The sequence below is a fragment of the Chamaesiphon sp. VAR_48_metabat_403 genome (assembly GCF_031422475.1).
GTDB lineage: Bacteria > Cyanobacteriota > Cyanobacteriia > Cyanobacteriales > Chamaesiphonaceae > Chamaesiphon.
Window position 1 is genome coordinate 26,188 of sequence record NZ_JANPLS010000084.1, and the last position, 13,394, is coordinate 39,581.

General features: G+C 45.2%; 12 protein-coding genes and 4 tRNA genes. 11 read left to right on the forward strand and 5 right to left on the reverse strand.

The genetic code is table 11. The annotated features are described in order from the left end of the window. Nucleotides 1-143 precede the first annotated feature (143 nt). Nucleotides 144-797, reverse strand: coding sequence for a DUF4291 domain-containing protein (locus RMO79_RS04525; protein ID WP_310481874.1), 654 nt, complete (start codon nt 795-797; stop codon nt 144-146). Here RMO79_RS04525 and uvrB point away from each other — a divergent pair. The 7 genes from uvrB to RMO79_RS04560 all read left to right on the forward strand — a co-directional run bounded on the left by uvrB (nt 796) and on the right by RMO79_RS04560 (nt 6,217). Beyond that, nucleotides 796-2,817 (forward strand): excinuclease ABC subunit UvrB, encoded by a 2,022-nt coding sequence (gene uvrB / locus RMO79_RS04530; RefSeq protein WP_310481875.1) that lies wholly within the window; start codon nt 796-798, stop codon nt 2,815-2,817. The two genes, RMO79_RS04525 and uvrB, sit on opposite strands and share 2 nt — an antisense overlap. 204 nt (nt 2,818-3,021) lie before the next feature. After that, a tRNA-Asp gene (locus tag RMO79_RS04535) sits at nt 3,022-3,095 on the forward strand. 12 nt (nt 3,096-3,107) lie between these two features. After that, nucleotides 3,108-3,180 (forward strand) — tRNA-Arg (locus RMO79_RS04540). A gap of 11 nt (nt 3,181-3,191) precedes the next feature. After that, nucleotides 3,192-3,265 (forward strand) — tRNA-Ala (locus tag RMO79_RS04545). A gap of 11 nt (nt 3,266-3,276) precedes the next feature. After that, nucleotides 3,277-3,350, forward strand: a tRNA-OTHER gene (locus RMO79_RS04550). A 199-nt stretch (nt 3,351-3,549) separates the two neighbouring features. Beyond that, complete coding sequence (locus RMO79_RS04555) at nt 3,550-4,917, forward strand: SDR family oxidoreductase (RefSeq protein WP_310481876.1); 1,368 nt, start codon at nt 3,550-3,552, stop codon at nt 4,915-4,917. Between the two features lie 115 nt (nt 4,918-5,032). After that, nucleotides 5,033-6,217 carry a hypothetical protein gene (locus RMO79_RS04560; protein WP_310481877.1) on the forward strand — a complete coding sequence of 395 codons (1,185 nt, stop codon included), beginning with the start codon at nt 5,033-5,035 and terminating at the stop codon, nt 6,215-6,217. Nucleotides 6,218-6,253: 36 nt separating this feature from the next. Here RMO79_RS04560 and RMO79_RS04565 read toward each other — a convergent pair whose 3' ends face one another. Together RMO79_RS04565 and RMO79_RS04570 are read right to left on the reverse strand one after the other, a co-directional pair. Then, the gene (locus RMO79_RS04565; RefSeq protein ID WP_310481878.1) at nt 6,254-7,078 is read right to left on the reverse strand and encodes an ABC transporter ATP-binding protein; all 825 of its coding nucleotides are present in this window, start codon (nt 7,076-7,078) and stop codon (nt 6,254-6,256) included. 357 nt (nt 7,079-7,435) lie between these two features. Then, nucleotides 7,436-8,026 (reverse strand): DUF3172 domain-containing protein, encoded by a 591-nt coding sequence (locus RMO79_RS04570; RefSeq protein ID WP_310481879.1) that lies wholly within the window; start codon nt 8,024-8,026, stop codon nt 7,436-7,438. 387 nt (nt 8,027-8,413) lie between these two features. Between RMO79_RS04570 and argF the strand changes: the two genes are divergently transcribed. After that, nucleotides 8,414-9,337 (forward strand): ornithine carbamoyltransferase, encoded by a 924-nt coding sequence (gene argF, locus RMO79_RS04575; RefSeq protein ID WP_310481880.1) that lies wholly within the window; start codon nt 8,414-8,416, stop codon nt 9,335-9,337. A gap of 35 nt (nt 9,338-9,372) precedes the next feature. Here the strand turns inward: argF and ffh are convergent, their stop codons facing one another. After that, the gene (gene ffh, locus RMO79_RS04580) at nt 9,373-10,773 is read right to left on the reverse strand and encodes a signal recognition particle protein (protein WP_310481881.1); all 1,401 of its coding nucleotides are present in this window, start codon (nt 10,771-10,773) and stop codon (nt 9,373-9,375) included. A gap of 9 nt (nt 10,774-10,782) precedes the next feature. Then, a complete protein-coding gene (locus RMO79_RS04585; RefSeq protein WP_310481882.1) occupies nt 10,783-10,911 on the reverse strand; it encodes a hypothetical protein in 129 nt (42 codons plus the stop codon). A 123-nt stretch (nt 10,912-11,034) separates the two neighbouring features. Between RMO79_RS04585 and RMO79_RS04590 the strand changes: the two genes are divergently transcribed. The 3 genes from RMO79_RS04590 (at nt 11,035) to RMO79_RS04600 (ending at nt 13,028) form a co-directional block, all read left to right on the forward strand. Continuing rightward, nucleotides 11,035-11,487: a periplasmic heavy metal sensor gene (locus RMO79_RS04590; RefSeq protein WP_310481883.1), complete on the forward strand. Its 453-nt coding sequence runs from the start codon at nt 11,035-11,037 to the stop codon at nt 11,485-11,487. A 160-nt stretch (nt 11,488-11,647) separates the two neighbouring features. Continuing rightward, nucleotides 11,648-12,277, forward strand: coding sequence for a YqiA/YcfP family alpha/beta fold hydrolase (locus RMO79_RS04595; RefSeq protein WP_310481884.1), 630 nt, complete (start codon nt 11,648-11,650; stop codon nt 12,275-12,277). Between the two features lie 133 nt (nt 12,278-12,410). After that, complete coding sequence (locus tag RMO79_RS04600) at nt 12,411-13,028, forward strand: TetR/AcrR family transcriptional regulator (protein ID WP_310481885.1); 618 nt, start codon at nt 12,411-12,413, stop codon at nt 13,026-13,028. Nucleotides 13,029-13,394: the final 366 nt, after the last annotated feature.

Consider the following 13,394-nt stretch of genomic DNA (forward strand, 5'->3'; position numbering starts at 1 on the left):
TTCTCCCCCTGCTTGGTGCGCTAATCCGTCGGGAGACCCGACGAACGCGCATCCGCTTTTTAAGGGGGTTGGGGGGATTTAGATCTACGCTTTTCAGACACCCTCTCAATATTTCCAAAATAATAATTTCAATTAAGCTAAATTCAACAGGCTGGGATGTAGTAGCTCGATAATTGCAGTTGTGCTGCGACTTTTGCATCTGTGACGGGATAAACCGTCTCACTCGGTACGATTAATCGATCGAAATCTACCAGATTTTGCTGCTGCTCCCAAACAAATTCAGAGATATCCTCAATCGAGATTATCCACTCCCTCGCATATAACTCCAGCATTTCCCCCCGCAAACCCAATTGAATCGCTTTGCGCTCTAATTTTCCCCCAGTCGGGCTATGGTCGGGATCCCATTGCAATCTGACGTGAGAATTACTTACGGCGCGTTTCCAGTCTTTTTCGGTGGGGTAGAGATCGGGGTTGTAACTAGAACGGACGGCATTAGCCAAGATTAGATCGAAGGCTTCACGCTTAATCTTCACCGCTAAAACGACATCCTGACCATCCTTCTGTCCCCAACCGGAGCGATACATCATCCAGAGGAAATTAGGCTTAATCCAGCTCATCCGCGTCAGGCTGAAACGGTCGCCGCCAAAGTAGCCGTGAGTCGCTGCAAAATGCCCGATTTCGGAGCGATACGCCTGGTACACAATTACCCCTTTATCATCAAACTGCGCTAGAATGTAACGACCGATTTTTGGTAATTTGGTCTTTTGTTCTATGTAACTGGTGGTGATAAGCGGCATGGACGATAATGAATTTAAGCTAGAAGCACCATTTAAACCGACTGGCGATCAACCTGCGGCGATCGCGCAGCTTGTGGCTGGGTTAGAATCTCAACAGCGGTTTCAGACCCTTCTCGGTGCGACGGGTACGGGTAAAACCTTTACGATCGCAGCGACGATCGCGCAGCATCAGAAACCGACATTAGTATTAGCTCATAATAAAACATTAGCGGCGCAATTATGCAACGAACTCCGGCAATTTTTCCCGCATAATGCTGTCGAGTATTTTGTTTCTTATTACGATTATTATCAGCCGGAAGCGTATATTGCCGTCAGCGATACTTTTATTGAAAAAGCATCGGCAATTAATGAAGAGATCGATATGTTACGACATTCGGCAACGCGATCGTTATTCGAGCATCGGCATGTAATTGTGGTCGCATCGATTAGTTGTATCTATGGTTTGGGTACGCCTGCCGAATATCTCAAGGCGGCAATTTCGCTCAAAGTGGGAATGGAAATCGACCAGCGGGAGATGTTGAAACAGTTAGTTTCGGTGCAATATAGTCGCAATGATATCGACTTAAAACGCGGTAATTTTCGGGTACGCGGAGATGTGGTAGAAATCGGCCCTGCTTACGAAGATCGGATCGTGCGGGTGGAATTTTTTGGTGATGAAATTGAAGCAATTCGCTATGTCGATCCGGTGACGGGGGAAATTCTCAATACAGTTGGTGGTTTGAATATCTATCCAGCGCGGCACTTTGTCACACCTGAAGATACGTTACAGGATGCTTGTAATGATATCGATGAAGAGTTGAAAAAACGGATTGTGGAGTTAGAAACTAATGGTAAATTAATTGAAGCCCAACGCATCGACCAACGGACGCGCTACGATTTGGAAATGCTGCGAGAAGTCGGTTTCTGTAATGGGGTCGAAAATTATTCGCGCCATTTAGCACGGCGAAATGCTGGCGATCCGCCCGAATGTTTGTTAGATTATTTCGATGATGATTGGTTATTGGTAGTCGATGAATCGCATGTGACCGTGCCGCAAATTCGGGGCATGTATAATGGCGACAGGGCTAGAAAAACCGTCCTGATCGATCATGGTTTCCGCTTGCCCAGTGCGGCTGATAATCGCCCGTTAAAGGCTGATGAATTCTGGGAGAAGGTGAACCAATGTATTTTCGTTTCTGCGACTCCTGGAGTCTGGGAAATGGAACTCTCAGAAGATCGCATTGCCCAACAAATCATCCGTCCGACGGGCGTAATCGATCCGGAAATATTCGTGCGTCCGACGGAGGGACAAGTAGACGATCTATTAGGTGAAATTCGCGATCGAGTCAAACTTAAAGAGCGCGTGTTGATTACGACTTTAACTAAACGAATGGCAGAAGATCTGACCGAATATTTTCACGAACGCAGCGTGCGGGTAAAATATCTTCATTCAGAAATTCAATCGATCGAACGAATTGAAATTATTCAAGGTCTTCGCAATGGTGAATTTGATGTATTAATTGGGGTGAACTTATTACGGGAAGGGTTAGACTTACCGGAGGTGTCTTTAGTCGCAATTCTCGATGCCGATAAAGAAGGTTTCTTACGTTCGACGCGATCGCTAATTCAAACAATCGGACGAGCGGCTCGACACATTCGCGGACAAGCGATATTATATGCTGATAAAATGACTGACAGCATGACTGCGGCGATCGATGAAACCGACCGGAGACGCGGGATTCAATCAGCACACAATAAAGTAAATAATATCACGCCATATTCGATCGTCAAAACAGGTAATAACTCCATCCTCCAATTTCTCGATCTCTCTCGTCGATTGAATGCCCAACAATTGGAAACAGTTATCGCCCACGTCGATGAATTATCGCTCGAACAAATTCCCGATGCAATCGTCCAACTAGAAGCCGAAATGAAAGTAGCCGCCAAGGGATTAGAGTTTGAAAAAGCAGCAACATTACGCGATCGTATCAAACAATTACGGGGTAAATTAGTCGGTAATTCTTCGGAAATTAAGAATTAATAGACATTGGGGTAATGGTAAACGCATCGAAAATTAGGAATATTTTGGAGCGACGATGGCACTAACATTCGCTAAAAACTCCCACTTTACTAGTTCGATCGATTATTACAGACGGGTTACGAAAAATATCGTTTTGTTAATAACGATCGATAATACTTCAAAATTTGCCAAACAATAGTCTGAATTGCGCTAAATTCAATAGGCTGGGATGTAGCTCAAGTGGAAGAGCGCGCGCATGTCACGCGCGAGGTTGACGGTTCAACTCCGATCCTTCCCAGCACTAAATCGGGGGAATTGTAGCTCAAATGGAAGAGCTTCCGACTACGGATCGGAAGGTTGGAGGTTCAAGTCCTCCTAATTCCCAACAACCTACGGGAATTGTAGCTTTAAATGGAAGAGCGTCTGCTTTGCAAGCAGAAGGATGAAGGTTCGATTCCTTCCAGTTTCCACCAATTCATGGGAACTGTAGTTCAAATGGAAGAACTCCAGCCTTTCAAAGCTGGTTGCTGAAGGTTCGACTCCTTCCAGTTTCCACCCCGCAAGGGGTCGATCTTATAGATCGTCTAAACAATAATTGATTCCTCAGAGGATATCTGAAAAGGTTTTTTGATGTGGATCGTAGATCTAAATCCCCCTGTCTTGTGTATACAGGGTAGCCTTAAAAAGGGGGGTTAGGGGGGATTTCTAGGATTTAAGCGGAACAGAATTGAGTTCTCAGGCATTCTCTCAAAGATGAATAATATTTCACCGGAACGATTAGAAATTTGTTTGGAAGTTTTGCAACAGATTGCTGACGATCCAGAGTCAATCGCGAATCACGATCGGATTAAAGGTTTAATTGCTAAAATTCATAAACAAGGGCGTAAATATTCTCGCAAACACGATCGCACGGAAAGAAAGATCGAAGATCGTCAGACGAGAGAGAATACATTATTAGTGCGATCTCAGCATCCCGAATTAGATCGCGCTCTATTACCAGCCACCCAACAGCCACGTTCGCAACAGTCGATATCTTGTTATGTCTGTAAACAAGCTTACCAACAAGTTCATTCTTTCTATCATTTACTTTGCCCAAAATGTGCAGACTTTAATTATCAAAAACGTTCGCAACGAGCAGATTTAACTGGTAGAGTTGCCTTAATTACGGGTGGTAGAATTAAGATTGGTTATCAATTAAGTTTGCGACTATTACAAGATGGTGCGCGGGTGATTATTACGACCAGATTTCCCCAAGATTGCGCGCGGCGTTATAGTTTAGAGCCAGATTTTAATGAATGGGGCGATCGATTGCAGATTCACGGGTTGGATTTGCGAGATCTCAAATCTTTAGAAGGGTTTATCGAATACTTACTAGCACGAGAATCGGCTTTAGATATTTTAATTAATAATGCCTGTCAAACTGTCAAGCGTCCGTTAGAATTCTACAAGCATTTATTAGAGCAGGAAGAGTTATCTGGGGCGGTTAAAGCTTTAATTCCTGTCGATGGAGATATCCAAACAGCGTTACTCGAAACTCGATCTAATTATCGAGCAGAATTACTGCATTCCAGTCAGATGTATTTTCCCGATCGAACATTCGATCGCGATGGACAACAATTAGATTTACGTCCGATTAATAGTTGGGCTTTAAAGCTCGATGCGGTGAGTACGCCAGAGTTATTAGAAGTCCAATTAATTAACGCGATCGCACCTTTTTTAATTAATAGCAGGCTCAAACCACTATTAACGCGATCGACATTCGACAGGCGATTTATTATCAATGTTTCGGCGATGGAAGGACAGTTCGATCGCAAACATAAAACCACATATCATCCACATACTAATATGGCAAAAGCAGCCCTAAATATGATGACGCGCACATCGGCGGCTGACTATGCAGAAGCCAATATTTTTATGAATAGTGTCGATACGGGTTGGATTACTAATGAAAATCCTTATCCTAAAAGTCAACGCATGGAAAAAGAACAAGATTTTTATCCACCATTAGATGTTATCGATGGGATGGTGCGAGTTTACGATCCGATCGCGACTGGTATTAACTTACCAGAAATACCGTTATTTGGTCATTTTCTCAAGGATTATTTTCCTTATCCCTGGTAATTAACAACATTCAATTTAATTATGAGGAAGGGAGGGCGGGTTTGATTGAATTTTATTGTGGAATCGATATTGAAAGCATAAACCCGCCCCTACAGATTTATAATCCAAAATTTAAATGATAGATTCACCATTGCATTGTCCGCAGCCACAACCGATCGAAACTACGTCGGATGTCTTGAATGAATTAACACCATTGTTAGCATATCTAGCAACCAATCCACATATTACCGAACAGAGAACCTTCCCAGTTGGGACATTAATGCCAGATGGACGGTTAGATATGTGTAAACAAAATCTCGGCGTGACGGGATGCGAAATTCTTGCTAAAACTTTAGAAACTAATACGACAATCGCCAGTTTATTATTAGGTACGAATGGAATTGGTGATACTGGGGTGAAGTCAATTGCTCAATTAATCGATCGTAATGAAAACTTAGAAGTAGTTTATTTAGGTTGCAATGCTATCTCTGGTGCTGGGATTGAAACTTTAAGTAAATCGCTAACAGATAATTCAGCAGTAACGGGATTATGGCTCAAACGCAATCCGATCGGGGTTGAGGGTGCCGAACACATTGCCAAAATGTTGCAGACTAATACTGGTATTCAAATTATCGATTTAGTCCATACTCGGATTGGCAAAGTCGGATTAAAAGCGATTGCCGATGCTTTAATAAAAACAAATCGCACGGTGAAACGGTTGTATTTAGGTGGTAACGATCTCGATTCAGATGATGCTTATTTACTGGCAGATTTATTAAAATCTAATTCGTCCATCGAGGCACTGTTCCTGAATGTCAATCATTTAGGCGATCGCGGCATAGAAATATTAGCCGATGCTTTAGCAACCAATCATACTCTAACCGAATTAGGATTAGCTAGTAATGGCATTACCGATCGCGGTTGCGAACTGCTCTTGTCGGCGATCGAACATATGCCGAATTTAACAAGATTAGATTTAGGTTACAGTCCATCTACTCAAGTTTTGGGTGCGATACCTAATACAATTACCGCAAGCGGAATAGCTGCGATCTCTAATTATTTAACTACCAACAACACCTTATCGCACCTCAATCTATCCAGAGTCAAATTAGACGATCGATGTCAAGATTTATTAGCCGATGCTTTAACTAACAATCGCACCTTATCTCACCTCACTATTAGTGGTAAATTGAGTCCAAAAATCGCCACTGTACTTGAGAATAATCGGTCGCATCTAGATTCGTTACTAACACCTGTCGATCGACTACATCAGCCTTTGAGAAGTACTTGGGTTTCCTCAATTCGGAGCGTCTACCGCTAAAAATCAAAAGCTTAAAGCCTGACTTTCGCAGGAAGTCTATTGATATCGCTCCAGAAAATCCAAAGCCTGATTGCGGAGTTCGTAATAGTCTTTTGATTCTCGCAGTTCATGGAGATCGCGCGGACGGGGCAGCGGAATATCTAAAATTTTACCAATCTTAGCACCAGGGCCATTGGTCATCATCACCACCCGATCGGACATAAAGATTGCTTCATCCACATCATGGGTAATCATCATCACTGCCTGGGGCGACTGTCCCCAAATTTCGAGGACATCTTGTTGCAATTTCGGGCGAGTCAGGGCATCGAGCGCGCCAAATGGTTCATCTAGCAGGAGCATCTTAGGACGGGTGGCTAGGGCGCGGGCGACCCCTACCCGTTGCTTCATCCCGCCTGAAAGTTCGTCGGGATATTTATCGGCAGCAGCCGTTAATTTCACCATGTCGATGTGTTCATTGACGATCGAGATCCTATCGGCTTTAGTGGCAGTTTTGGACACTTCATCTACTGCCATGCGAATATTTTCGCGGACGGTGAGCCACGGTAGCAGGGCATAGCCTTGAAACACCATCATCCGCTCCGCTCCAGGTTTGCGAATTGCTTTACCCTCTAGCGTGACTAAACCCGATGTGGCTTGCTCTAGCCCCGCCACAATCCGGATCAGGGTGGATTTTCCACAGCCAGAGTGACCGATCACTGAGACATATTCTTGCTTGCCGATCGTCATATTAATGCCATCGAGGACGAGAGACGGACTGCCATCTGGCTTGGGATATGCCTTCACTACCTGTTCGATCGTTAGAAAGGACTCGGTGTTGGATGGATAATAGCTGTTGGGATCGAATGATTGCATTGAGGACATTAGTCAGGGGATAGGGAATAGGGGATACCGTGTATACACATCTCTAGAAATAAGCGAAGTGGGCTTGAATCCCCCTGTCTTGTTGTTTTTTTATATCTCCTGTCGGAGCGACTGAAATCACGCGGAGGTTCCCTCTCGCCAGAGTGTTTTAGTCAAGACAGAGGCTGCGCCAACGGGGGAAACCCTAGACATAAAACCGCCGCTGTCTTGTCGGTTTTTTACGTCACGGGGTTCCCCCAGAATAAAACCGCCGCTAAATCCCCCAAGGATGCGGGGGACTTTTAAAGCCCCCCGCATCCTTGGGGGTTTGCAGGATGGTCTCGCAGCGAGATCGATCGGGTTATATTTAGAATGAGCTTAGAATTGCTCCGTACCTGCTGCTGGCGGTGCAACTGTACCACCTGGTTGATTCAGGAACAGATTTTGGGCACTATCGTTTTGATAAATACAGTTAATTTGTGGCGATGATTCCAGCGCACCCGTAAATCCAAACGTGTTCATCTTCTGCTTGCATTCGCGCACTTGATCGCCATTAATCAGCTTCCGCTGCTCCAAAATCGACCAGTTATTGGTTCGCATCACGCAGCCAGGAGTCATTTTCGGCTGAGATACATAGACTTTAAACGGACTGAGCGTGACGAATAACCGCGCATCCATGACCATCGCACTGGCACCATAATTAACGCACAATTCGGGGTTGGGTGCGGCTCGATCGATAAAATCGCGAGAAGCGACGTTTTGCGGATCGAGGGTAGCTGTAGAGCTAAACGCTACGCCAATCCCGATCCCAACGATCAGAATTGCTGATGCTACGGCGATTTTTGCCCAATCAAACATCGATTTGCCCCCAGACTTCTTCCCAGCTTTTTCTGGCGGGAGATTTTTAGGCTCGTAATCGTCGTAATCGTCATAATCATCTTCGTAACGATTCGGTCTTCTTCTGTTCATATCCGTCGTAGTGACAGGGCAAATCTGTTGGCATCTGTCCCAATTATATCAAAACGTCATCAGGATCGCGACGCGGACGAGTACAATCCGGTTCGGTTAACAGTATGCTCGTGTTCAAACTCTTGGACTATTTGAGTGCGTCGTTGGCGGAAAGCCCGCTCGCCTGGAGAATCGCTGTCAGGCTGTTGACGACAGAATGCAGGTTACAACAGTTTTATTTTTAAAAACCACGATTCGGCTCCGCTTTAATCTTCACGATCGCAAATTCCTGCTCGGTTAACTCGTTGATAGAGCCTTCCCTTTGGGAAATCGTCGATTTGCAACTTACTCATATGCTAAAATTATCCCTTTCCTGCTCGATTAATATATAGTTTGAGGGTCGATCGCATGAGTGGCTTAACAGGTCGGGATTTATTGAGCATGACAGATCTGAGTACCCAAGAGACGCTCGCGCTGTTGCAACTTGCCACCGATCTCAAACAAGGTAAAATTAGGCCTGTTTGCCAAAAAACCTTGGGACTGCTATTTTACAAAGCTTCGACTCGGACGCGAGTGAGCTTTTTTGCCGCCATGAGCCAGCTAGGCGGGCAAGTAATCGACCTGAATATCGGCGCGATGCAAATCGGTCGTGGGGAGCCATTAGCGGACACAGCTAGGGTTTTAGATCGGTATCTAGACGTACTAGCAGTTCGGACTTTCGAGCAGACAGATGTAGAAACTTTTGCTAAATATGCTCGAATGCCGATTATTAATGCCCTGACAGATTTAGAGCATCCTTGTCAGGTATTGGCAGATTTACAGACAATTCATGAATGTTTCGGACAGTTGGCGGGGTTGAAGCTGGCTTATTTAGGCGATGGGAATAATATGGCACATTCTTTAATGCTCGGTTGTGCGACGGTGGGAATGGATATTGCGATCGCTTGCCCTGATAATTTTACCCCAGATCCGCAGATAGTCGATCGCGCTCGATCGATCGCCACAATTAATGGCACGCAAGTCATCGTCACTCGCTCTCCACAAGAGGCTGTCAGTCAGGCACATGTCGTCTACACCGATGTTTGGGCGAGTATGGGACAAGAAACCGAATCCGATGCCAGGATGCCTGTATTCCAGCCCTATCAAGTCAATCAGGAACTATTAACCCTCACCGATCCTAACTCGATCGTGCTGCATTGTCTCCCCGCCCATCGCGGCGAAGAAATTACCGACGACGTACTCGAAGGAACTCGCTCTCGCGTCTGGGATCAGGCGGAGAATCGAATGCACGCTCAGAAGGCTTTATTAGTGAGTGTTTTGGGTGGTGTTTAGGCTCCGAAATTCAGGTAGGGACAATTCATGAATATTTATAACGTCCCAAATCCTTTTTTCTTTTTCTTGGCTTTAGCTGGTGCGCCTGGTTGTCCGCCGCGCGCGCCCGGTTGTTGTCCGCCACCCATACCGGGGAAATTGCCCATACTCATCTGTTGCATCATGCTCCGCATCCGGGTAAATTCAGCAATCAGCCGACTAACATCAGCTTCCTCATAACCGCAACCTTTAGCAATCCGGCGGCGACGGCTGGGAGTACTGGCGAGTAAATCGGGATTACCGCGTTCTTCTTTAGTCATCGACTGAATCATGGCTTCAGCCTTTTTAAGTTGGTCTTCGCCTTGTTTGAGCTGTCCGTCGGAGAGTTTGCCCATCCCTGGAATCATTTTGATCAATCCGCCCAAGGAACCCATATTTTTCAACATCCGCATCTGTTTGATGAAGTCGTTGAAGTCGAATTTGGCTTCGAGGATTTTTTCGGTTAATTTAGCAGCATCGGCAATATCAAAATCTTCCTGAGCTTTTTCTACCAGCGTCAGTACGTCGCCCATGCCCAGAATCCGCGATGCCATCCGCTCTGGATAAAATGGTTGGAGAGCTTCGACTTTTTCACCCACACCGACAAATTTAATCGGTTTGCCAGAAATCGCCCGGACAGATAAAGCCGCACCACCGCGCGTATCCCCATCTAATTTGGTCAAGATCGCCCCTGTAATGCCGATGCGATCGTTAAATGTCATGGTGACATTGGCCGCTTCCTGACCGATGGCTGAGTCTACTACCAGCAAAATTTCATCGGGTTGAATGGCCGCTTTGACATCAGCTAATTCGGTCATCATCCGATCGTCGATTTGCAAGCGTCCGGCAGTATCGACAATTACCACATCTACGCCCAGTTCCCGCGCCTTGGCGATGCCTTGGCGGGCAATTTCGACGGGATTGGTATCCGTCCCCATTTCAAAGACGGGCACGTCGATTTGCTTGCCCAGGGTCATTAATTGATCGATCGCCGCAGGACGATAAATATCAGTTGCTACCATCAAGGTGGTACGATTTTCTTTGCGTAAATGCAGCGCGAGTTTAGCAGTAGCTGTCGTTTTACCCGCACCTTGTAAACCTGCCATCAGAATTACGGTGGGCTTTTGAGCCGCATTTGCCAGGGGACTATTCGTTTCCCCCATCGTCTTAACGAGTTCGTCGTAGACAACTTTGATAAACTGTTGGTCGGGACGGACTCCTGAAATTACGTTCGCACCTTGGGCTTTAATTTCGACTTCTTTAACGAAATTGGTGACCACTTGGACGTTTACATCAGCCGAAAGCAGCGCGCGCCGAACTTCTTTAAGGGCATCTTGAATATTGGAGGACTTAATTTTGTCCTTACCACGCAACTTTACCCAGGCTGATTCTAAACTTTCGGCTAATTGGTCAAACATAATCAGAAATTAACAGTTATCGACGAGCGATTTAATGGCTCTAGATCTAGTGTAATTGATATCTGGCGTTACCGATCTGGGGATAAAATGCCCGTGAAGATGAGGATCGGCGCAATTAATGGCTGGTTCCGTCATCATATTTGGGGCTTGCGGCTCCAGTCAAAATCTCGATCGATTCTCTTCCAGAGACGCTACGCGAACGAGAGTGAACTTTTGATCTGGACACCCAGTCTAACAGACAACTAGTTCAATCAAACTCCTATGTCTTGGTTTCGGATTCTGACGCTATCGTCCATATTATTATCGATCGGTACCACTACTTTACCCGCACGAGCAGATCTGCTCACAGCCCAAAATAATCGAGTCACCAATGGGGAATTAAAGATTCCAGCGGGCGGCGTGGGTAACCTAGTAAAAGAACTCAACCTCTCGCCAGAGCAGATCCGACGGCTTCAACAAGTGCGGCAAAATTCTCAGGGTAAAACCAAAGAACGCCGCCAAGCATTGCGAACTGCCAAACAGGAGTTGACACAATTACTCCAGGGAAGTGCTAGTTCCGACCAAATCCGTCAAAAACGCCAGCAGGTTCAATCTTTACAGAAAGAAGTTGCTGACAGCAATTTTGAAAATACGCTAGCCATTCGCGAGATTCTCACTCCCGAACAGCGGGTTAAATTACAACAGTTGCTGCAACAACGCCGTCAAAATCGGTAGGAAAGTTAGCAGATTGGAACCGATCGGACTGCCAATGTGAGGTATGATTCTGGTGCTTTTGCACTGGAGTTTTACCAGAGATCGCGTTTGGTAATGCCAAAATTATATCGATTGTTAAATTAGCACAGTATCATTTCCGTCTTCCTTCGATTTCTCACTTATGTATATATACTTACATGGTTTCTCGTCTGGGCCTGGATCTACTAAAGCTATATACATTCAGAAATGTTTTGCCAACATCGGGATCGAGTTATTAGTTCCCGATCTCAATCAGGGCGATTTTACACATTTAACTGTGACGCGGCAAATCGAGCAAGTTGTTAGTTTATTTCCTAAAGATGGCGAGCCAGTCACCCTGATTGGTTCGAGTTTAGGCGGTTGGATTTCAGCAATTATCGCTCAAGATCGTCCTCAAGTCGAACGATTGGTACTACTAGCACCTGCCTTTGATTTTCTGCATCATTGGCTACCAAAAATTGGCGATCTCCAGTTAAGTTCGTGGCAAAATACCGGATATTTATCAATTTATCATCATGCTCTCAAAGATGTATCGCCCCTACATTACAATTTCCTTCTTGACGCTCGTAAATATCCTCTTGCTGCGATCGATCGTTGCCTTCAGACTCTAATTATTCATGGTATTAATGATGATGTCATTCCAATTTTTGCCAGTCGAGATTTCGTGCGCGCGCGTCCCTGGGTAGAGCTATTGGAGTGGGAGAGCGACCATCAGCTTACCGATGAGATCGATTGTATTTGGGAAGAAATTCGGCGGTTTTGTCAAGTATAATCAGATATCTTATCGCTTTAAGTTAGGGGAATATTTCTCTTCACACATCGACTCCATAGCGCGAAGTTGAGATTGACACGACTGTATTAATTATCGTACAGTAATATTTAGTATCGAAATTAGCTCGATTGTAGTGTCAAAAGCCGAACTCACTAAGCAAAGAATCATCGAAAAAGCTGCCATTCTGTTCAATAAACATGGCTATGCTGGTTCTTCCATCAATGACCTGATGAAATTGACGGGTTTACAAAAGGGTGGCATCTACAATCACTTCAAAAGTAAAGATGAGATTGCCGTTGCGGCTTTCGACCATACACTCGGCTCGATCTTAGCAGCGGCGATTGCCAAAGTCAGCACTCAGACTACGTCAATCGATCGATTGCACGCTTTTGTCGATAGTTTCCGGGGATTTACCACACAGCCTATCGGTGAAGGTGGCTGTCCGATTTTGAACACTGCGGTAGAAAGTGATGACACTCATCCCCTGCTCCGCAGGCACGCCCAAGAGGCGGTAAACAGCATTATGGCGTTGATTGCGAGTATTGTCGAGCTAGGCATTCGCCAAGGTGAAATTATCGATACCGCTAACCACGAACAAGTATCGACGATCGTGTTAGCCTCAATCGAAGGTGCGATTATGATGAGTAAATTATACGGTAGCGATATTTATCTCGATCGATCGATCGAGCATCTGCATGGCTATATTAACAGTTTGTCCCTATTGCCGATCGACTCTGGCAGCCACATTTAGGTTAGGGAGTCGCAGAGAAATTAATCCCGATGCAGTATCATTGGCATCAACGATTAGAATTCCGACAGCATTGTTAGAGGATGTTTGAAAAGTTTTATTTGTTACAATCGCAGGCTGTAAAGCCCCCTGTCTTGTCGTTTTTTTATTCCGGGGTTCCCCCCGAATAAAAACGCCGCTAAATCCCCCTTAAAAAGGGGGACTTTGACTCTTGCTCCCCCTTTTTAAGCAGGGCTGATTCATCCCCTTTGGGAATGAATTTGTCAATATCTAAAGCAATCGGTTTTTAGATGAATGTGGTTGTTTCTTAGTATGAAATTACCATTTATTCGATCGAAATTAATTGCTTTTAATCTTGACAACCTAAGC